The 19,210-nt window shown below is 59.8% G+C and carries 21 protein-coding genes and 1 tRNA gene; 15 read left to right on the top strand and 7 right to left on the bottom strand.

What is annotated here, in order from left to right; all coding sequences use genetic code 11:
* Window positions 1-366: 366 nt before the first annotated feature.
* The 9 genes from GOQ28_RS06210 to GOQ28_RS06170 all read left to right on the top strand — a co-directional run bounded on the left by GOQ28_RS06210 (window position 367) and on the right by GOQ28_RS06170 (window position 7,516).
* Window positions 367-1,635: an HlyD family secretion protein gene (locus tag GOQ28_RS06210; RefSeq protein ID WP_160355831.1), complete on the top strand. Its 1,269-nt coding sequence runs from the start codon at window positions 367-369 to the stop codon at window positions 1,633-1,635.
* On the top strand, window positions 1,632-3,770 hold the full coding sequence (locus GOQ28_RS06205; RefSeq protein ID WP_236844247.1) for a peptidase domain-containing ABC transporter: 2,139 nt from the start codon (window positions 1,632-1,634) through the stop codon (window positions 3,768-3,770). Before GOQ28_RS06210 ends, GOQ28_RS06205 begins: the two co-directional genes overlap by 4 nt.
* Window positions 3,763-5,211 carry a TolC family protein gene (locus GOQ28_RS06200; RefSeq protein ID WP_160355830.1) on the top strand — a complete coding sequence of 483 codons (1,449 nt, stop codon included), beginning with the start codon at window positions 3,763-3,765 and terminating at the stop codon, window positions 5,209-5,211. The genes GOQ28_RS06205 and GOQ28_RS06200 overlap by 8 nt, the downstream gene beginning before the upstream one ends.
* A gap of 144 nt (window positions 5,212-5,355) precedes the next feature.
* Window positions 5,356-5,628: a hypothetical protein gene (locus GOQ28_RS06195; RefSeq protein ID WP_160355829.1), complete on the top strand. Its 273-nt coding sequence runs from the start codon at window positions 5,356-5,358 to the stop codon at window positions 5,626-5,628.
* Window positions 5,629-5,695: 67 nt separating this feature from the next.
* Window positions 5,696-6,025, top strand: a complete 330-nt coding sequence (locus GOQ28_RS06190) for a hypothetical protein (RefSeq protein WP_160355828.1) — start codon at window positions 5,696-5,698, stop codon at window positions 6,023-6,025.
* Between the two features lie 55 nt (window positions 6,026-6,080).
* Window positions 6,081-6,323, top strand: coding sequence for a hypothetical protein (locus GOQ28_RS06185; protein WP_160351031.1), 243 nt, complete (start codon window positions 6,081-6,083; stop codon window positions 6,321-6,323).
* A gap of 53 nt (window positions 6,324-6,376) precedes the next feature.
* Entirely contained in the window at window positions 6,377-6,697 is a 321-nt protein-coding gene (locus tag GOQ28_RS06180) for a hypothetical protein (protein ID WP_160355827.1), read from the top strand.
* 46 nt (window positions 6,698-6,743) lie between these two features.
* Complete coding sequence (locus tag GOQ28_RS06175; RefSeq protein WP_160351033.1) at window positions 6,744-7,061, top strand: hypothetical protein; 318 nt, start codon at window positions 6,744-6,746, stop codon at window positions 7,059-7,061.
* A gap of 128 nt (window positions 7,062-7,189) precedes the next feature.
* On the top strand, window positions 7,190-7,516 hold the full coding sequence (locus tag GOQ28_RS06170) for a hypothetical protein (RefSeq protein WP_160351034.1): 327 nt from the start codon (window positions 7,190-7,192) through the stop codon (window positions 7,514-7,516).
* 114 nt (window positions 7,517-7,630) lie between these two features.
* Here the strand turns inward: GOQ28_RS06170 and GOQ28_RS06165 are convergent.
* A tRNA-Pro gene (locus GOQ28_RS06165) sits at window positions 7,631-7,707 on the bottom strand.
* A gap of 20 nt (window positions 7,708-7,727) precedes the next feature.
* Window positions 7,728-8,693, bottom strand: a complete 966-nt coding sequence (gene ispB / locus GOQ28_RS06160; RefSeq protein WP_160351035.1) for an octaprenyl diphosphate synthase — start codon at window positions 8,691-8,693, stop codon at window positions 7,728-7,730.
* Window positions 8,694-8,958: 265 nt separating this feature from the next.
* Here ispB and rplU point away from each other — a divergent pair, with 265 nt between their 5' ends.
* The 4 genes from rplU (at window position 8,959) to proB (ending at window position 12,003) form a co-directional block, all read left to right on the top strand.
* Window positions 8,959-9,270 (top strand): 50S ribosomal protein L21, encoded by a 312-nt coding sequence (gene rplU / locus GOQ28_RS06155; RefSeq protein WP_094819592.1) that lies wholly within the window; start codon window positions 8,959-8,961, stop codon window positions 9,268-9,270.
* 38 nt (window positions 9,271-9,308) lie between these two features.
* Window positions 9,309-9,569 carry a 50S ribosomal protein L27 gene (rpmA, locus tag GOQ28_RS06150; RefSeq protein ID WP_160351036.1) on the top strand — a complete coding sequence of 87 codons (261 nt, stop codon included), beginning with the start codon at window positions 9,309-9,311 and terminating at the stop codon, window positions 9,567-9,569.
* 87 nt (window positions 9,570-9,656) lie between these two features.
* The gene (gene obgE / locus GOQ28_RS06145; protein WP_160355826.1) at window positions 9,657-10,793 is read left to right on the top strand and encodes a GTPase ObgE; all 1,137 of its coding nucleotides are present in this window, start codon (window positions 9,657-9,659) and stop codon (window positions 10,791-10,793) included.
* Between the two features lie 73 nt (window positions 10,794-10,866).
* Complete coding sequence (gene proB / locus GOQ28_RS06140; RefSeq protein ID WP_160351038.1) at window positions 10,867-12,003, top strand: glutamate 5-kinase; 1,137 nt, start codon at window positions 10,867-10,869, stop codon at window positions 12,001-12,003.
* On the opposite strand, the gene GOQ28_RS18600 is transcribed toward proB, so the two are convergent.
* The 5 genes from GOQ28_RS18600 to GOQ28_RS06115 form a co-directional block, all read right to left on the bottom strand.
* Window positions 12,000-12,767 (bottom strand): winged helix-turn-helix domain-containing protein, encoded by a 768-nt coding sequence (locus GOQ28_RS18600; protein WP_236844246.1) that lies wholly within the window; start codon window positions 12,765-12,767, stop codon window positions 12,000-12,002. The genes proB and GOQ28_RS18600 overlap by 4 nt on opposite strands.
* Window positions 12,768-12,917: 150 nt before the next feature.
* Entirely contained in the window at window positions 12,918-13,661 is a 744-nt protein-coding gene (locus GOQ28_RS06130) for a M23 family metallopeptidase (protein ID WP_336603746.1), read from the bottom strand.
* Between the two features lie 295 nt (window positions 13,662-13,956).
* A complete protein-coding gene (locus tag GOQ28_RS06125; protein ID WP_336603745.1) occupies window positions 13,957-14,613 on the bottom strand; it encodes a DUF799 domain-containing protein in 657 nt (218 codons plus the stop codon).
* Window positions 14,613-15,104, bottom strand: coding sequence for a DUF4810 domain-containing protein (locus GOQ28_RS06120; protein ID WP_160355824.1), 492 nt, complete (start codon window positions 15,102-15,104; stop codon window positions 14,613-14,615). Before GOQ28_RS06120 ends, GOQ28_RS06125 begins: the two co-directional genes overlap by 1 nt.
* Before the next feature lie 14 nt (window positions 15,105-15,118).
* A complete protein-coding gene (locus GOQ28_RS06115) occupies window positions 15,119-15,793 on the bottom strand; it encodes a CsgG/HfaB family protein (protein WP_202109637.1) in 675 nt (224 codons plus the stop codon).
* A gap of 389 nt (window positions 15,794-16,182) precedes the next feature.
* Between GOQ28_RS06115 and hppD the strand changes: the two genes are divergently transcribed.
* Window positions 16,183-17,259 carry a 4-hydroxyphenylpyruvate dioxygenase gene (gene hppD, locus GOQ28_RS06110; protein ID WP_160355822.1) on the top strand — a complete coding sequence of 359 codons (1,077 nt, stop codon included), beginning with the start codon at window positions 16,183-16,185 and terminating at the stop codon, window positions 17,257-17,259.
* A 397-nt stretch (window positions 17,260-17,656) separates the two neighbouring features.
* Window positions 17,657-19,189 carry a glycine betaine/L-proline transporter ProP gene (proP, locus tag GOQ28_RS06105; protein WP_160355821.1) on the top strand — a complete coding sequence of 511 codons (1,533 nt, stop codon included), beginning with the start codon at window positions 17,657-17,659 and terminating at the stop codon, window positions 19,187-19,189.
* Window positions 19,190-19,210 lie beyond the last annotated feature (21 nt).

Genomic DNA, 19,210 nt, shown 5'->3' with positions numbered 1-19,210 from the left:
GGCATCGAAAATGTCGGCCATAGCGCCGACGCTAATCGGCGCAAAGCTGTCGCTGAAAAACACAACATGGGGGCGGGCAACACGCCCGTATTCCAGCGCCGCAGTGCAATCAGAAACTACGATTAATAAGAATTGTCTGATTTCCCGGCGAAAGGTTGCATTTCCATTTGAGCCCGATGGGCCTTGCCTAGAATGGCCTCATCCGTAAGTGCCGTCCGACACTTGCTTTAACGATTTCCCATGACTCGTACTCACCGGCCAACCCAGCGCCGTTAGCAGCGAGAGACGAGCCTCATCATCCGGTTCGCGGTCGCATCCTGAATTCGATGCTGTGGGACAACCTTACGCTCAACGCATTGATCGCCTATGTTTCGTAAAGCTGCAATCGAGGCCACGAAAACGCATCCCCTGGGATCCGTGATCGCATTGCGTCCCGTGTCTACCTCATTACTGGTGGGCGTGTTCGCCATATTTGGACTCGCGTTAGTGCTGTTCTTTTGCTTTGGCTCCTATACCAAGCGCGTCAAGGTTTATGGACAGCTCATTCCCGCCAGCGGCCTGGTCAAGGTCCATGCCCCGCAACCCGGCGTGGTCACCGCCAAGCATGTCAGCGAGGGTGCGCTTGTCGCCAAGGGCGACCCCTTGCTCACCATTTCCAGCGAGCGCTACACCCAGTCGGGCGCGGCGGCCCAGGAGAGCATCGGGATACGCATGCAGCGGCGCCTGGAGCTGCTGCAACACGAACGCACCAAACTCGAGGCTATTCACGAGGAAGAGGCGGCGTCGCTCACGCATATCATCGCCACGCTGACGCAGAAACTCGACCGCATCGATAACCAGATCCAGTTGCAGCGCAAACGCGTCGCCATCGCGGACGACAGCACGCGGCGATATGCGTCGCTGGCGAGCGAAAACTTCGTCTCGCGTGATCAGTTACAGGAGCGTCAGGCCGCGCAGTTAGAGCAACGCACCCGTTTGACCGACCTGACACAGCTGCGCGCCGAGACCGCCAAGGACCTCGCCAAGCACGAAAGCGAGCAGCGCATGTTGCCGCTCAAGCAGCAAACCGCCATGGGACGCGTCGAGCGCGACATCCTCGCCATCACGCAGGAGCTCACCGAAAACGAAGCGCGACGTCATCTCGTCATCGTCGCTCCGGAGAGCGGCCAGATCAGCAGCATCCTGGCGGAAGTCGGCCAGCACGCCGAACCCAACAAGGCACTGCTCAGCCTCGTGCCCCAACATACCGAACTCATCGCCGATATTTACATCAAGAACAAAGACATAGGCTTTACGCGCATTGGCGACCGTGCCCTGATTCGTTACGCCTCTTATCCCTATCAAAAATTCGGCATGCATGGCGCCGCGATTACTTCCATCTCGTCGGTGGCGGTGCCCGCCTCGGAAATCGTCAGCATCTCTGGCGCCCTGCCCGGCCTCGACCACCAAGCCGCGCAAGAACTCTACTACCGGGCCTCGCTGCGCCTAGACAATCAGCACATCCTGGCCTATGGCGAACAACGGCCGCTCGCGCCCGGCATGGCGCTTGAGGTCGATATCCTGCGTGAGACCCGCGCGATTTACGAGTGGGTGTTAGAGCCGCTCTACAGCATTACAGGAAAGATTTCTTCATGAGCGGATTCACACTCACGGACCTCAAACGCCTGATGTCCGGGCGCGCCAGCGTCCCCGTCATTTTGCAGGGCGAGGCGGCCGAGTGCGCCAACGCCTGCATCGCCATGGTGGCGAGCTACCACGGCCATGCCTTGACGATCCATCAGTTGCGCCAACGTTTCCCGATCTCGCTCAAGGGCGCCACGCTGCTGCAGGTGGCGGGCATGTGCGAACGGCTTGGCATGCAGTACCGGGCCGTCAGTCTGGAACTCGACGAACTGACCAATCTGCGCACGCCTTGCATCCTGCATTGGCGATTCAACCACTTCGTGGTGCTATGTTCGGCCAATGGCCGAACCGCGATCATCAACGATCCCGCGACAGGCCAGCGCAAAATCAGCTACGAGGAGCTTAACGAAGCATTCACCGGCGTCGCCCTGGAAGTCTGGCCCGCCGAAACGTTCCAGCCCGCCCCGCCCGAGCCGCCGTTGCACCTGCGTAAGCTAATCGGCAAAGTCTACGGCATCAAGCGCGCGCTGCTGCAGATCATCGTGCTCGCACTGGTGCTGGAAATGCTCTCGCTCACCACGCCGGTCTTCACGCAGTGGGTGATCGATGACGTGATCGTCTCCGCCGACACCGATCTATTAACCACCCTGCTTATCGGATTCGCGCTCTTGCTCATCATGCAGACCGCGGTGTCCACGCTACGCGCCTATATCGGCATGCAACTGGGAACCAGTCTCTCGTTCCAGAGCAAGAGCAATCTGTTTTCGCATCTGGTAAAGCTGCCGACCGCTTATTTCGAGCGTCGTCACATCGGCGACATCGTGTCCCGGTTCGGCTCGATCGACACGATCCAACAGACACTGAATGCCTCGCTCGTCGCCGGTATCCTCGACGGTCTCATGACCGTCATCACGCTGGCATTGATGCTGCTATATAGCTGGCAGTTGTCCCTGATCGCCATCGCCGCCATGGTGATTTACGGCATCGTTCGACTCGTGTCTTTCCCTCCGCTCAAGGCGCGTTCGCACGACGCCATCATCAAGGGCGCGCAGACCCAGTCGCATTTTCTGGAGACATTGCGCGGCATCCGCACGCTGCAGGTTTTTCAGAAAACGCAGGACCGCTGCACGTCATGGCAATCGTTGCTGGTCAATCAGGTCAATGCCGGCGTGAAGGTGCAAAAACTCAAACTCGCGTTTCAGCAGCTCAATGCCGTGATATTCGGCATGGAAGGGTTGATCATTCTGTGGGCCGGCGCCAACCTGGTTATCTCGGGCGGCTTTAGCGTCGGGATGCTGATGGCCTTTCTCGCGTACAAATCGCAGTTCAATCAACGAGTCGGCGCGTTGATCGATAACTTCTTCGAACTGCGCATGCTGCGCCTGCAAGGCGAACGCCTCTCCGACATTGTGCTGACCGCGCCCGAGAGTCCCGGCCTGGATCCGCAGCGCCCCGTCGACAATCTGGCCGGGACGCTGGCATTCTCCAACGTCAGCTTCCGCTATGGCGAGGCGGAGCCGCTGGTCCTCGATCAAGCGTCATTTCAAATCGAAGAAGGCGAATCCGTCGCCATTGTCGGCACCACCGGCACCGGCAAATCGACGCTGCTAAAACTCATGCTCGGCATACTGCCGCCTACCCAGGGCGAGGTCGCCATAGGCGGTGTGTCCTACTCTCAGTTGGGTGCGCGCGGCATCCGTTCCATCTCGGCCTCGGTGCTGCAAGACGATGTGCTCTTTGCCGGATCGATCGCGGATAACGTCAGTTTCTTTGATCACGAGGCGGATCGCGAGTGGATCGAAACGTGTTGCAAACATGCCGCGATACACGATGATATTGCCGCGCTACCCATGGGCTATCACACGCTTGTCGGCGACATGGGCACCGTGCTTTCCGGCGGGCAGAAACAGCGACTGTTGATCGCCCGCGCCCTGTACCGCCGGCCCAAGATTCTCATCCTCGACGAGGCCACCTGCCACCTTGATTTGCAAGTCGAGGCGCGCGTTGTCGACATGCTCAAAGCGTTGAACCTCACGCGCATCGTCGTGGCGCATCGTCCCCAGACGATTGCGTCGGCAGACCGCATCCTGGTCCTGCAACACGGCCGCCTGCACGAACACAAGATCACCCCCGAGCATCATGGTTAGCCCATCCCGCGTCCTCTCTCTGGTTCGCACCCGCCTCTTGCTAACGGTGGGGATGTGCTCAACGGTCAGCACCTGGGCATCGCCCGTGTCGTTGGAAACGCCCCCGACATTGAACTTCCCGCTGACGGCAGACGTTTGCGAAACCCCCGCTACCTTGACCGATCTCGAATTGCGCGACGTGGTACACATCGCGCTATGCCAAGCACCCGCCGTACGGCAAGCCACGCAGACGGTCGAAGAGCACCTGGCCGAAGTCGAGGTAGCACGGGCCAAGTATTTCCCCACACTGAACGCCAGCGCGGATGTCAGCCGCTTTGGTAAATCCATGCGATACGCCGGACGTGACTACGGCGATCATGACGTCTATGGCAATCGCGAAAACGCCCGGTTGGGCTTGAACTGGCTGCTATTCGATTCTGGCAGACGCGGGGCGCAAGTCGATCACGCACGCGCGAACCTCACGGCGGCGCTCTACAACAAAGTGCTCGTCAACCGCAATCACGCCATCGCGGTTGCCACGGCGTACTACAAAGCGAGCAGCGCCCAGGCAAGCGCCTTGGCCGCTCAAGAGGCCGCTGCCCGAGCGGAAAAGAATTTCCTCGCCACGCAACGTCTGCGCGAAGGCGGCGTCGGATCCATCGCCGACGAACTGCTAGCCAAAGTCGCCTGGCAACGCACGCTGGTCGATAGCGAAACCAAATCGAGCCAAGCCACCGCCGCCAGGATGGCGCTTGCCTCGGCGATGGGGCTGGCGGGCCAGACGCCAATTAGCGTGGCCACGACAGCGCATCAGCATGCCGCTCCCGTATCCGCAGATACCCGCGCAGACGCTACGCAATTCCCGATGGCGTTGACCGAGCAAATCAACACGGCCGTCCGTCATCATCCCCGCTTAGCCGCTGCCCGCGCCAAAACGCAAGCCGCGGCCGCCCAAGAACAGACCATCTTCGCTCAGAACCTCCCCAGCCTGACGCTGCAGGCTGACCGGGATCTGGGCATCACGCGTCCCTCGAATGCCAATGCCAGGCAGAACGTCAACAGCTGGTCCGTCGGTCTGAATCTGCAGATCCCCATCTTCGATGGCATGGCGACACGCTACGCCACCACCGCCGCCAAGGCGAAGGTCCGTGCCGCGCGCGACACCGAACGCAATATCTGGCTCGAAGAAGAGCTCGCGTTGCTCACCGACATCAACCGCCTCACGAGTACCACCCAGAAGGCCGCGCTATTGAATGTCGCCGAAGCCAGTGCCGAACAAGCCTATCGCAGCGCGCAAGTGCGCTACCAGCAAGGCGTCGGCACCGCCATCGAACTGCTCAAAGCGCAGGACGAACTCTCCAGTATCAAGCAGTCCCATATCGACGTGCGTTATGAGCTGCTGGCCACGCAATTCCGCGTTGCCGTAGCGCTCGACACGCTCCCCGCGACGGGGGTCCGCTAGGAGCTTTCTTTCCACACCGCTACCAGAGGGCCTGACACCATGAGACCACTCAACCCGCACGAATTGTCGCTTGTTTCCGGAGGATTCCAGATACCGTTGGTGGGGTCTATCAACAGGGCACTGTCGCGACGCGGCGTACCTCTTATGGTCGTGGGAGTCTCCGCGAGCATCGCGCATCAAGTCGGCGGGCTCATTGCTGGCGAGAATCTGTCGATTCGCTATTTACTCGGCTCCACCTTGGCCAGCATGGCCACTACACCTTTGCTCGCCGATGCGGGCGTGACGCACTGCACGTCTTTAAAAACCGCCATCACGACGGTATACGCCATCGGCTTTCATGGCTATGTACAAGGGCTTGTCACCCAGCAGCCCGACATCGACCCGACCGACGTTCAAGACGACGAGGAAATAGGCTAGCAACCCCGCAATACCAACAATGCTCCCCGACGCATGACGAACCAACAAACCTTAGGAGACACACTCCATGCGCGAACTCACGAGACCCGATCTGCGGCACGCTTTCGGCGCCGGTCTGTACACCGATTACGGCGCGCAAGAGATCTGCCCCATAGGCACCATGATGGGCTATTGGTTGGGATCAGCCATACAAAGCTGGAGCAAGACCGACCACCGCATGTCGGTCAATGGCGTCATCACCGCGATCAGTTTGTGCGCGCGCCGTATCGATGTCGCTCGTGAAGTCACCTTCCATTACCTACCTCACACAAGGAGCTTTAACGCGATCACCCATTTATGTTGCGGCATTGTGATGGGTATGACAGATCGCCCCCGAGATAAACCCCATCCCACTTGAAGCAGGACCCACGGCGACACTGCCACCGTCTTTACTTCGCATTGGAGCACGCACCATGCATACCCTAGCCAAACAAGATTTGATGACCGTATCCGGCGGCTATTGTTGGGCCGACGAAGATGATGATGATTTCAGACTGTTCGAGTTTGGTTCGATGCCGGACCCCTTTGCCCTCATCGACCAGTACATCGAACCTCCCTGGCTGCAATACACCTTAAAAGCAGGCTTAATCGCCATCTATCTAGGCATCGCGGTCACGTTCATCATGAACGCCACCGCCAATGACGACGACTGCTGAACAGCAACGCAGCCCCAGGCCTTTTTATCAATACTGACGATTGTGAGGATGCCATGCGTGAACTATCGTTGCAGGAGTTGCACCAGGCGTACGGCGGCAAGGTGGTGTCGCAGCCGCCATCGCAAGAGATAGTCTCGACCACCGCGACTATAGGTCACGCAGTCGGCATTTTCTTTAGAGGAATAACCACGCAGGACTACGATGGGTCCGTGACGGAACTGGCGGCCTCCATCAAATATTGTCGCAAACTGCTGTCCTCGGTGCACTCGCTGGACCCCATGGGCAAACTAAAACGATTCCAACCCCTTACCGCCATTTTTCATTTGGGCTGCGGGATCTATAAAGGCATGTATCCCGATCGAAGAGGAGCTTAGCGACTCTGTTCTCTTTGAACGCCACGCCGTCGGGAATGGAGATGCTATGCGTGAATTGTCCTCAGCAGAGCTGTGCACCGCGTTTGGATGTGCAATCTCGGACTATATCCCTGAAGACATTGCCACAGTCAGCGCCACCACCGGCTATACCTTGGGCGCATTTATCAAGAATATCCAGGGCAACCCCTACCCGAGTTCGGTAACCGGTCTGGCCACGGCAATCAGTTCATGTCAGCGAACCTATAAACAGCTTCAAGGCATCATGCCTCGCCACATCACTGAATCACCCATCGTGCGCATGCTTTTTCACCTGGGGTGTTCGATTCAAGTCGGACTCTCCGAACGCGCGCCGCGAATCTACTAATCCCTAGCCACTTCACAGCGTACCGATCTGAATCACCGACTCGAACCTGATCATCCCGATTCATCCGCCCGTGGGGTACACCCGCGAGCCACCCATCCCGTCCATCATTCACAGCATCGATACCTGCCATGCGCGAACTGACACGACAACAGCTTCAATCGGTCCATGGGGCCCAGCGAATCTCTGAACTGCTGCCCGATGACATCATTCCCGTCAGTGTGGCCACGGGCTACTCCGTCGGCACCTTTGTAAAAAGTCTGGCCACTAGCACCTACAACGGCTCGGCCACGGATCTGGCCGTGGCCTTAAGCGATTGTCATAACCGGTTGAGAACTTTCCGCAGCGTGATCGGTTATGTCTATGAACTGCCCGTCGGTTCCAAGCCGCTGGATATGGTCAGCTTTTTCGTCTGCGGCACCATCATGGGTCTGGCCGTGACGAATAAAAAAGGCTAAGCGCGTCGCCTCCCGTGTACGGGGGCTATGGACGCAAAAAAGCCGGCAGCGTAAACGGTGCCGGCTATTGCCACGGTGTCGGGTACACCGATGAAAATTCGACCACTAAGTCAGTGGTCGGGGCGAGAGGATTCGAACCTCCGACTCCTGCGTCCCGAACGCAGTACTCTACCAGGCTGAGCTACGCCCCGAGTTTTACAGCATTTTTTCGCTAGCGATCTCGATTCACCGCGAAAGCGCAGAATTCTAGCAGAGATTTTTGGAAAACGGAAATCGGCAGTGCATCGAGCGCGCGGCGCGCGATATCCACCTCGGCCAACGCGGCTTGGCGCGCGTGGTCCAAGGCGCCTGTCGCGTGGATCGCTTCGGCCACCGCGGCAAAATCGGCGTCGCCCGTTTCGATGGCAGTGCGAATCAGATCGCGCTGGGCGGACGTGCCTTGCTCCATGACCCAGATCAGCGGCAGCGTGGGCTTACCCTCGCGCAGATCATCGCCTACGTTCTTGCCCAGGGCCTGCGCATCGCCGCTATAGTCCAGCACATCGTCGACCAGTTGGAAGGCGGTGCCGATATGACGGCCATACGCGGCGGCGGCTTCTTCCTGTTCGGGCGTAGCGCCCGCGAGCACCGCGCCCACTTGGGCGGCTGCTTCGAAAAGTTTGGCGGTCTTGTAACGCACGACTTGCAGGTAGCGCTCTTGCGAGACATCCGGATCGTGCACGTTGAGCAACTGCAACACCTCGCCCTCGGCGATCACGGTCGTGGCCTCGGACAGGATCTGCATGATGCGCATCGAGCCGGCTTCGACCATCATTTCGAAGGAGCGCGAGTACAGATAATCGCCCACCAGCACGCTTGCGGCATTGCCAAACATCGCGTTGGCGGTTTCACGGCCGCGGCGCAGCGACGACTCGTCCACTACATCATCATGCAGCAGGGTGGCCGTGTGGATGAATTCCACCACTGCGGCCAGCAGATGGTGATGACTACCTTGGTAACCCAAGGCGCGCGCGACCATCAGCACCATGGCCGGGCGCATGCGCTTGCCGCCCGCGCCAATGATGTAGTCCGCGATCGTCCGGATCAATACGACCTCAGAGTCCAGGCGGCCGCGGATAACCGCGTCGACGGCCTTCATGTCATCGGCAATAGGGGCGATCAGCTCAGGGAGATTCAAAACGTATCCGACAGATATCAAGAAGAGCCGACCCATGGCTCCGTGGTGTGCCAACAACGCGGCCGGGACGCCGCTACCGGGAACGGAGGATTATACGGGCTTAACCCTGCCGCGCCCGGTCATCCCCTGGCGGCCAGCGGGTTTTCAACATTTCCCCAGCACCTAAACACCCGGCCCATAAGGAAATTTTTGACTTTGCCGGCCCGGCGGGCTAGAATCTACGGCTCGGTCTATACCGAAATCCCAAATTTTTTAGGAATTCCCCATGTACGCGGTCGTAAAAACCGGTGGCAAGCAGTATCGTGTTGCCGCTGGCGAAAAACTCAAGGTAGAACAGATACCTGCTGACATTGGGCAAGAAATCACCCTGGACCAGGTCCTGTCGGTGGGCGAAGGCGACCAACTGAAAGTTGGTACCCCGATCGTCGCTGGCGCCGTGGTCAAGGCGACGGTTCTTGCGCATGGCCGGCACGATAAGGTCAAGATCTTCAAGATGCGCCGTCGCAAGCACTATCAGAAGCATCAGGGCCACCGTCAGAACTACACCGAAATCCGCATCGAAGCCATCACGGCTTAATGATACGGTTCGGTATTGAATAGCAGGAGCTATCAAAAATGGCACAGAAAAAGGGCGGCGGCTCTACGCGGAACGGTCGCGATTCAGAATCGAAGCGACTTGGCGTCAAGGCTTTTGGCGGTCAACTTATCCCGGCTGGCTCGATCATCGTGCGCCAGCGCGGTACCCGTTTCCACCCCGGCACGAACGTCGGCATCGGCAAGGATCACACCTTGTTCGCGCTGGTCGACGGCAAGGTTCAATTCGGCTTCAAGGGCGCATTGAACAAGCAGACCGTGTCGATCGTGGCAGCCGAATAACGGTTTCCGGATCCCGGTAACCGTTTCTTAAACGGCAAAAGCCCTGTCGCGCGCGGCAGGGCTTTTTTGCTTCAGGCAGAAATACTTATGAAATTCGTAGACGAAGCCACCATCGAAGTCATCGCCGGTAAAGGCGGTAATGGCGTGGCGAGCTTTCGCCGCGAAAAATTTATCCCAAAGGGCGGACCCGACGGTGGCGATGGCGGACGTGGCGGCAGCATCTTTGCCGTAGCGGATCGCAACATCAACACCCTGATCGACTTCCGCTACGCACGCTTGCATCGCGGCAAGAACGGCGAGAACGGCCGCGGCTCCGACCAATATGGCGCCGCTGCTCCGGACATCACGCTGCGTGTGCCAGTGGGCACCATGATTTACGACGCCGATACCGGCGAACTGCTGTTCGACCTGAATCGCCACGACCAAAAGGTCACGCTGGCGGCAGGCGGGCAGGGCGGTATGGGCAACATCCACTTCAAATCCAGCGTCAACCGCGCGCCGCGTCAATGGACACCGGGCAAGGAAGGCGAACAACGCCGTCTGCGCATGGAACTGAAGGTGCTGGCCGACGTGGGCTTGCTGGGCATGCCGAACGCGGGTAAATCGACGCTGATCAGCCGCATTTCCAATGCGCGCCCCAAGATCGCCGATTACCCCTTCACCACGCTGCATCCGAATCTGGGCGTGGTGCGCACCTCGGCTTCGCGCAGTTTTGTGGTGGCCGATATTCCGGGGCTGATCGAAGGCGCGTCCGAAGGCGCGGGCCTGGGCCATCTGTTCCTGCGTCACCTGGCACGCACGCGCGTGCTGTTGCATCTGGTGGATATCTCGTCCGCCGACCCGGACACGGATCCGATCGAGGCGGCGGTAGCCGGTGCGCGCGCCATCGTCGAGGAACTGCGCCGCTACGACCCCGAACTGGCCGAAAAGCCGCGCTGGCTGGTATTGAACAAGCTGGATATGGTCGACGACCCCGAATCCGCACGCCAACGCTTTGTCGAACAATTCGATTGGCAGGGACCTGTCTATGCGATTTCCGGTCTGAACGGAGATGGCACGCAAGAGCTGATCTGGGCGCTGCAGGACTATCTGGATGCCGAACAACGTAAGGATCACATCGCCCAAGATCAGGCCGATGGCACGTACGTGGCCGAGGATCCCCGCTTTGACGCCACGCGCAGTGACGCAATTGTCGCGCCGAGCCCGCGTAGCGGTGACGAATAAGCCATAATTTCGCCTCGCTTTCCCTGGCCGCCGCAGGCGGCCTTCCTTTCCTTGCCACATTACGGTCATCGTCATGACTGCCGAGCAAACCGCTGTTTCTGTTGTCGCCAGCGCCACGCGCCTGGTGGCTAAAGTCGGGTCGTCCCTGGTCACTAACGAGGGACGCGGTCTGGATCGCAACGCTGTTGCGCAATGGGCCGCGCAAATTGCCACGCTGCGCCAGCAAGGCAAGCAAGTCGTTCTGGTCTCCAGCGGCGCGGTCGCCGAGGGTATGGCACGGCTGGGCTGGCACAAGCGACCGTCAGTGATGCATGAGCTGCAAGCCGCCGCGGCCGTGGGCCAAATGGGTTTGTGCCAGGCGTACGAAGCGGCATTCGCCGAGCATGGCCTGCGCACCGCGCAAATCCTGCTCACACACGAGGACCTGGCCGACCGGCATCGTTACCTGAACGCCCGCAGCACGTTGTTTTCCCTGCTGCGTATGGGCGTGGTGCCCATCGTCAACGAAAACGACACGGTGGTGACCGACGAGATCCGACTGGGTGATAACGACACCCTGGGCGCACTGGTCACCAACCTCATCGAAGCCGACACCCTGATCATCCTGACCGACCAGCGTGGCCTGTATGACTCCGATCCGCGCAAGAACCCTGACGCCGTGTTTATCTCGCACGCTCAGGCGGGCGACGTCGCGCTGGAAGCCATGGCCGGTGGCGCGGGCTCGGGCATCGGCACGGGCGGGATGCTGACCAAGATCCTGGCGGCAAAACGCGCGGCCCATAGTGGCGCGCATACCATCATCGCCTCGGGGCGTGAATCCAATGTCCTGACCCGTTTGGCCGACGGCGAATGCATCGGTACGGAGTTGCGGGCGGTGCTGCCCGTCTGGTCGGCGCGCAAGCAGTGGCTGGCCGATCATCTGCGACTGCGCGGTAACGTCGTGCTGGACCAAGGCGCGGTGCGGGCGCTGGCGCACGAAGGCAAAAGTTTGCTGCCTATCGGCGTCATCGACGTGCAAGGCGAATTCGAACGCGGTGACGTCGTGGCCTGCGTTGACGAATCGGGCAAGGAGTGTGCTCGTGGACTGGTCAATTACTCGTCCACCGACACGCGCCGCATCATGCGACAGCCCTCGTCGCGAATCGCATCAATTCTGGGCAGCATGACCGACCCGGAATTGATGCATCGCGACAATATGGTGGTGACTTAATTAATGTAATTGGCCTGCGACTGCGATGAGGATTGCGGCGCAGTACTGGGTCGTTCATCGCCCTGGCCATCGGGCGCCACATCGGCCAAGAAGATGTAACCCCACTGTCGCACCGCCAATAGCGGCAGGCCAACGCCCAGGCGCTCCGCCTTGGCGCGCAGCCGCGACACCATGACATCGACACTACGCGTGGACTGACGTCGTCGCGGCCCCACGACGGGCGTGGTGACAAGACGTTCGCGCGGCAAACGATGCCCCGGCGAGGACAAGAGGCGCAAGAAAAACGCGCTTTCCGTGAACGTCAGCGGCAAGCTCTGCCCACGCGGCCCGGCCAACACGCGACCCGAGTGCGTGAGACGCCAAAGCGGCGTGTCGCGGCCCGAACGTTCCGGCGTGGTCTTGCGCGTGCGGCTCAGGGCGCGGCCTAGCGCGCAGATTTCACGCACGTCGGTCGACATCAAGCAGCAGGCATCGGCGCCAGCATCCAGCGCCACGATGCGGTCGTCCACATCAGCATCGTCCACCAGGACGATGAGCGCCGCGTTGGGCACGCCGTAGCGCGCGATGCCCACGGCGGTGCGCAGGTCCGAGTCGCCGTTTTCCAGGATCACCACCTGGGGCGCGCAGCTCTCGGCTAATTCGCCCAACGTATCGGTGGATTCGCAGGTGCGGACGTTCCAACCCAGGGACCCCAGACCTGTGGCCAGGTAGGGTAGTTTTGGCCTATGGCCTTGAATAATGATGGCTTCGATTGCGGTATGCATGAGATCTCCTCGGCGAGAAAAGCGATTTAGTGATAATCATGATCGCCAACGTAATCTCAATGCACGGTTGCATCCCATGCGGGCGGGATTTTCGGACCAAATGAAGGCTCTAAAGCAATATTTGCTAACTTCAGCAAGTTTCAGCGCCGGCTAGCGCGGTGGCAGTGCCGCCGTGGGGTCTACCGGCTGACCGCGGTATCGAAGCTCGAAGTACAAGCCGGGGCCATTACGGTCGGTGCTGCCCATCTCCGCCAATTGCTGGCCTTGCGACACTTTCTGCCCTTCTTTGACCAGCAGCTTGTTGTTGTGCGCGTAGATGCTCAGGAAATCGGCCGAATGCTGGACGATAACCAGATTGCCATAGCCGCGCAGACGGTTGCCCGCGTAGACCACGCTACCCGCAGCGGCCGCCTTGATCGGCGTGCCGGCCTTATTCACCACCGTCAGGCCCTTGGACGAGCTGCCGTTATAGCGTTGCGTGAGTGTACCGTCGGCCGGCCAGACAAGTTTGAGCGATTTCACCACCGCTGACGACGCGGATGACGAAACGGCGGGCGTGCGCGTGCCGCTAGTCTTGCTGGGGGTGGTAGTGCGGCTCGGAGCGGTACTGGCGGTCGTGCCGCTGCCCGACGAAGCCGTGGCGCCGCTTGCCGACACGCGCAGGATTTGGCCTTTTTCGATGCGATTCGGGTCGGACAACTTGTTCAGCCGCATTAACGCCGACACACTGGTGTTGTGCTGGCGCGCGATCTTGCTCAATGTATCGCCCGGTTGAACGCGGTAATAGCCAGGCTCGACCTTGCCAGTTTGTGTGCTGCTACAACCCGCGATCGCAATGAAAAGGCACAGACAAAGCAGCCATATCAGGGGTTGGCGGCTAGGCGCGCGCGTCACAGGGCACGCGGAAGAAGGCAAACACGGGCGGCTCAAAAACGCAGACACAGAGGGCTATGAATAAAGGGCGATGGATGAAAAGGGCGTCGGACCTCAAGGTAAAAAGTTTGGGGCCGGCGCGATGTAGGAAATTACACCAACCCAAGGGTAACAAGAAACGATGTAACAGGGCTTATGCATTTCGCTAAGGAATCGCCGCAGCGACCGGTTCGACCCCTTATCGGCATGCTTTACCCTCACACGGGATTCGCGCAGGCGCGAGGCGTGGACACGACGGTCAGCCGTCCCTTGGCACCTATTGCAGCGAGTAGTGCGGCGAGCGCGGGCCATACAACAGGCCCCCTGGCCGACCGGCGTACAGCAGCCGCGTATCGGCCATGCCGGCCACGTCGTAGCTTCGATCGGACAAGGTATTGGCGATCTGAGCCACCATGGCGCCGACCAACATGCCGATCAGGCTGTTATTGTTATTGTTATCGCCGCCATGCACCACGGTTGTGGCGCCTCGCCAAAGATTCGCCCCCGAGCGCAGATCGACCAGCGACGCCTCTAACTCGACCGTGATCATGCTGGACACGACTTTGTAGGTCGAACCGTACTGCTTGACCGTCATATAAAGTGCGGCATCCGCGCCAAAGATCTCGCGCAGTTGGGCGGCGGGCACGGCGTGGGCTTCCTCGGCGGCCATCATGCCGTTCTGGCGAAAGGTTTCTTCCATGACGCCCACGGGCACCACGTAATACCCCGATTCCGCCAGCGGGTAGGTCACCTGGGCGAGCACGGCGGCCGCGGCTCCCGGTTCGACCGAGTGATTCACGGGCGGCAACACCAGCAGGGACGCCGGCTTGCTTTCACGAAATGCATCGTAATTGACATCGCTGTGCGCAACGGCGCAGCCGCCCAGAGTCAGTACCATGCCGACGAGGATGCCGCGCGACAGAAATTTCATCATCACACGCCTCCCTCGCGATTGGTGGTCTCGGACACGGCAGGCGCGGGATTTTCTGCAGCGGCGGGTGGTGCCGAGGCCTGCGACTGCGGCTTCAGATTACGCATCAGGAAATCCATGAAGGGCGCCGATTCCGGAAAGGCGGCTTTCTCGTCTTCCATTTGCTCGATGGCTTTGCCGTCTTGGCCGACTTTCAGATAGAGCATGGCCAAATGTCCGCGGAATCCCGGGGGCAGTGCCTTGTTGGAGGCACGCGCCGTTTCGATGTTGTGCTCCATCTTCTGGATCTGAGCCGCGGCATCGTTGTCCGGCTCCTTTAGGTAGGCGTATACGGCGGGCTGATAGCTTTCCCAGGTATACATGTGCTGGGACTGTTGAGCGCAGGCGGCCAGCAGAGAAAGCGTGGCGCCGGCCATGGCGAGCTTCATACTGGATCGCAAAAAGCCCGCTCGCGCGCAGGCCGGGGCCTGCACAGCGTTGAACAGGTTGGACATGTGGGAACTCCTCTTTACTTGCCGCCCGGTTGCCAGACGCCTTGCTCGATACCCGCGACGAGCTTATTGACCGCTTCGCGGATGGCCAGGTCCAGGACCTTGCCGTTGAGCGTGGAGTCGTAGCCGGCCGTGCCGCCAAAACCCACGACTTCGCGGTTGGACAGGCTGTGCTCGCCCGCGCCCGCGGCGGAATACACCACTTCGGAAGTCTCTACGTCCACGACGTTCAGATCGACCTTGGCGTAGGCGACTTGTTGCTTGCCCTTGCCCAAAATGCCGAAGAACTGCTGGCCGCCGGTAACTTTGCGGCCGAAGGCGGTCACGTCGCCGGTCACGACATAACGCGCGCCCTTGATGTGGTTCGCTTGCTTGTTGAACCCGGCTTCCTGCGCGAGGGCTTGCAGGTTCTCGCGGTCCATCACCTGGAACCGGCCGGTCTGTTGCAGGTGGCTGATGAGGATGGTCTTGGCCTGGCTGCCGAGGCGATCCACGCCATCCGAGAACACGCCGCGCAGGTAGTCGCTGCGGTTGTCGAACTTGCCCACCGAGATAGGGCTGCGCACGCCCTGATACACCGTCCCCGCCGACGCGACTGTCGGCACATTGATGCTCTGCGAAGACTCCGTTGCACAACCCGATACCAGCAGTGCAGTCAGCGCGGCTGTACCCAAAACACGATATTTGCCCATTGTTTTCCTCGGCATGTGAGCGCCGCCACGACCTGGACTGCTGTCCGGCGCCCGGAGGACGCAACAACGCTGTTTAAGTGAAAAGAAAGGGCCACATTTAATCGTACTGATCACAATGTAACCATGATCAACGAAATTTTCGGACTCAATGACGTTCCACAGCGTGCTTGACGCTGTCCAAGGCCCATGCCATCCTCCGGGGATGGTGATCGCAAGATCACCGTCCTCGAAAAGGACCGAGCGCGCAAGCGATGAAAATTCTTGGGTTTCAGCTTCTGATTGGCGATTACCTCGCACGCAGCGTGCGCGGGCGCCCCTGTGCGCCACCTCGGTGATGGCCGGCTGACGAATTCCCGACTTTCATCCTTTGCACAATCAGGAGCCAACTCATGGCAGACCTTTTCGACAACCCCATGGGCCTCATGGGGTTCGAGTTCATTGAATTCGCCTCGCCCACGCCCAACGTCATCGAGCCGGTGCTCGAAAGCATGGGCTTTACCAAAGTCGCGCATCATCGCTCCAAGGCGGTGACGCTTTATCGCCAAGGCGGCATCAACGCCATTGTCAATAACGAACCGAAAAGCCCGGCGGCATACTTCGCGGCCGAACACGGCCCTTCGGTTTGCGGATTGGCGTTTCGGGTGCGTAATGCGCAAGAGGCGCATCGCCGCGCGCTGGAGCTCGGCGCGCAACCCGTGGAAATCCATACCGGGTTCATGGAGCTGCGCCTGCCCGCGATCAAAGGCATTGGCGGCGCTCCGTTATATCTGATCGACCGGTTCGAAGACGGCTCTTCGATCTATGACATCGATTTCGTCTTTATCGAAGGCGTGGACCACCACCCGGTAGGTGCGGGCCTCAAGGTCATCGATCACCTCACGCATAACGTGTATCGCGGTCGCATGGCGTACTGGGCCGATTTCTACGAACGGCTCTTTAATTTCCGCGAGATCCGTTATTTCGATATCAAGGGCGAATATACGGGTTTGACCTCCAAAGCCATGACCGCGCCCGACGGCCTGATCCGCATTCCCTTGAACGAAGAGTCGTCCAAGGGCGCCGGACAGATCGAGGAATTCCTGATGCAGTTCAACGGAGAGGGCATACAACACGTGGCCTTTCTCACGGACGATCTGATCAAGACCTGGGATGCGCTCAAAGCCCGCGGCACGAAGTTCATGACGGCGCCGCCGGCGACCTACTACGAAATGCTGGAAGGCCGGTTACCCAATCATGGCGAGCCGACCGAGGCCCTGCAATCGCGTGGCATTTTGTTGGATGGCACCTCGGAAGGCGGCGAGCGCCGGTTGCTGCTGCAGATCTTCTCCGAGACGCTGCTGGGCCCCGTGTTCTTCGAGTTTATCCAGCGCAAGGGTGACAGCGGATTTGGGGAGGGCAACTTCAAGGCCTTGTTCGAATCGATCGAACGCGATCAGATCCGCCGCGGTGTTCTGACCACGGAATAACCGGCAAGTGCCAGCGGTGCGGTGGATTAAGCCCACCGCGAGGGCCCGCACGAAAACGAACCGTGCGGGCCCCCTCAAAAAATCAAAATACTTACCCCGTTCGGGGACTCAGCAGCGCCCTACCTGAGGGCGTTTTTCACTGCCTCATAACTCCTCATTGATTTTCGAACTCGTGCATGCGGCTGCCTGCGGGCGAGGGCGCGGCGCGTACCTGCAATTGCCCGGCCACGCGAGCCAAACTTGTCGAATCTAAAACACAAGACTGCATTCGATTCAGCGAGTAGGCTAATATCGGTTACAAGTACCGATCCTCTTATTAGGGGAGTCACGTTGCAACTCAATACAGCGGTTGACCACAACCCGGAGACATGGCGATTCGCCCCATACGGAAACATTTATGAGTGAAACTACGCCCTCAACTTCCGGAGCCCGTCCGCTCCAGATCGATGACATTACCGTTATCGACGACGCCAAAGTCAAGAAAGCCGTCACTGCCGCCGCCCTGGGCAACGCCATGGAGTGGTTCGACTTCGGCGTCTATGGCTTTGTGGCGTTCGCGCTGGGCAAAGTGTTTTTCCCGAGCGCCTCGCCAGCGGTGCAAACCATCGCGGCGCTTGGCACATTCTCGGTGCCATTTCTTGTGCGGCCGCTGGGCGGTTTGTTTTTCGGAATCATGGGCGATCGTTTCGGGCGGCAGAAGGTGCTGTCACTGACGATCATCATCATGGCGATCAGTACGTTCTGTATTGGGCTGATTCCTTCCTACGCCAGTATTGGCATCTGGGCGCCGATTCTGCTGTTGCTGTGCAAACTGGCTCAAGGGTTTTCCGTCGGCGGCGAGTACACCGGGGCCGCGGTGTTCGTGGCGGAGTACGCCCCCGACAGGCGGCGCGGCTTTCTGGGTAGCTGGCTGGATTTTGGGTCGATCGCGGGGTTCGTGCTGGGCGCGGGTCTGGTGGTGTTGTTGCAAGCCATACTCGATGATGGCCCCTTCCTTGAATGGGGATGGCGTGTGCCATTCTTCATCGCGGGGCCGCTGGGGCTGCTAGGTCTTTATCTGCGCCATGCGGCGGAAGAGACGCCTGCCTTTACTCAGCAACTCGAAAAGATGGAGCAGGCCGACCGCGAGGCCGTCAAGGAGCGGCCGACCCTGTCGTTCAAGGAAATCTTCGTCAAGTATCGTAAGTCGCTGCTCGTCTGCATCGGCATGGTGTTAGTGACCAATATCACTTACTACATGCTGCTGACCTACATGCCGACGTATCTGTCGAGCAGCCTGGGCTATGACGAGCAGCACGGCGTGATGATTATCGTGGTGGTGATGATCGGCATGCTGTTCGTGCAGCCCATGGTGGGCTTTTTCAGCGACAAGGTGGGGCGCAAGCCATTCCTGCTGGCGGGTAGTATCGGGCTGATGTTGTTTTCGATACCGGCGTTCAAGCTGGTGGGCAGCGACAATATGGGGCTGATTTTCCTTGGCCTGCTGGTGATCGCGGTTCTGCTCAACTGCATGACGGGCGTGATGGCCTCTACGCTGCCCGCGCTCTTTCCGACACGCATTCGTTATAGCGCGCTGGCCAGCTCGTTCAACATCGCCATCATCGTGGCGGGCCTGACGCCGACCGTCGCTGCGTGGCTGGTCGAGGTCAGCAACAACCTGCTGTTGCCCGCCTATTATTTGATGGCCGCGGCTGTCATCGGCTTGATCACCTCGTACTTCCTGCCGGAAACCGCGAATCGCCCGATGCGCGGAGACACGCCCAGCGCCTCGAACCGGCGCGAGGCCAAGATCCTGCTGCAGCAAGCCTACGATCATATCGAGCAGACGGTGCAAACGGTGGACGCGGAAATCGATGCGTTGCAAGCGCAGATCGAGGCGCTGAAAACGCGCCGGCAACGCCTCATCGATCGTCATCCCGAGCTCGAATAGCAACGGGTATCTCGGCGAGGC

It is taken from the genome of Bordetella sp. 02P26C-1 (assembly GCF_009763255.1).
GTDB lineage: Bacteria > Pseudomonadota > Gammaproteobacteria > Burkholderiales > Burkholderiaceae_B > Bordetella_A.
The sequence above is the reverse complement of the archived record's forward strand: the minus strand, read 5'-3'. Positions and strand labels throughout refer to the sequence as shown.

Excerpts from the sequence above, each read along its gene's own strand:
- GOQ28_RS06210 (WP_160355831.1), top strand. The coding sequence starts at position 367 with ATGTTTCGTAAAGCTGCAATCGAGGCCACGAAAACGCATCCCCTGGGA.
- GOQ28_RS06205 (WP_236844247.1), top strand. The coding sequence starts at position 1,632 with ATGAGCGGATTCACACTCACGGACCTCAAACGCCTGATGTCCGGGCGC.
- GOQ28_RS06200 (WP_160355830.1), top strand. The coding sequence starts at position 3,763 with ATGGTTAGCCCATCCCGCGTCCTCTCTCTGGTTCGCACCCGCCTCTTG.
- GOQ28_RS06195 (WP_160355829.1), top strand. The coding sequence starts at position 5,356 with ATGGTCGTGGGAGTCTCCGCGAGCATCGCGCATCAAGTCGGCGGGCTC.
- GOQ28_RS06190 (WP_160355828.1), top strand. The coding sequence starts at position 5,696 with ATGCGCGAACTCACGAGACCCGATCTGCGGCACGCTTTCGGCGCCGGT.
- GOQ28_RS06185 (WP_160351031.1), top strand. The coding sequence starts at position 6,081 with ATGCATACCCTAGCCAAACAAGATTTGATGACCGTATCCGGCGGCTAT.
- GOQ28_RS06180 (WP_160355827.1), top strand. The coding sequence starts at position 6,377 with ATGCGTGAACTATCGTTGCAGGAGTTGCACCAGGCGTACGGCGGCAAG.
- GOQ28_RS06175 (WP_160351033.1), top strand. The coding sequence starts at position 6,744 with ATGCGTGAATTGTCCTCAGCAGAGCTGTGCACCGCGTTTGGATGTGCA.
- GOQ28_RS06170 (WP_160351034.1), top strand. The coding sequence starts at position 7,190 with ATGCGCGAACTGACACGACAACAGCTTCAATCGGTCCATGGGGCCCAG.
- rplU (WP_094819592.1), top strand. The coding sequence starts at position 8,959 with ATGTACGCGGTCGTAAAAACCGGTGGCAAGCAGTATCGTGTTGCCGCT.
- rpmA (WP_160351036.1), top strand. The coding sequence starts at position 9,309 with ATGGCACAGAAAAAGGGCGGCGGCTCTACGCGGAACGGTCGCGATTCA.
- obgE (WP_160355826.1), top strand. The coding sequence starts at position 9,657 with ATGAAATTCGTAGACGAAGCCACCATCGAAGTCATCGCCGGTAAAGGC.
- proB (WP_160351038.1), top strand. The coding sequence starts at position 10,867 with ATGACTGCCGAGCAAACCGCTGTTTCTGTTGTCGCCAGCGCCACGCGC.
- GOQ28_RS18600 (WP_236844246.1), bottom strand. The coding sequence starts at position 12,767 with ATGCATACCGCAATCGAAGCCATCATTATTCAAGGCCATAGGCCAAAA.
- GOQ28_RS06125 (WP_336603745.1), bottom strand. The coding sequence starts at position 14,613 with ATGATGAAATTTCTGTCGCGCGGCATCCTCGTCGGCATGGTACTGACT.
- GOQ28_RS06120 (WP_160355824.1), bottom strand. The coding sequence starts at position 15,104 with ATGTCCAACCTGTTCAACGCTGTGCAGGCCCCGGCCTGCGCGCGAGCG.
- GOQ28_RS06115 (WP_202109637.1), bottom strand. The coding sequence starts at position 15,793 with ATGGGCAAATATCGTGTTTTGGGTACAGCCGCGCTGACTGCACTGCTG.
- hppD (WP_160355822.1), top strand. The coding sequence starts at position 16,183 with ATGGCAGACCTTTTCGACAACCCCATGGGCCTCATGGGGTTCGAGTTC.
- proP (WP_160355821.1), top strand. The coding sequence starts at position 17,657 with ATGAGTGAAACTACGCCCTCAACTTCCGGAGCCCGTCCGCTCCAGATC.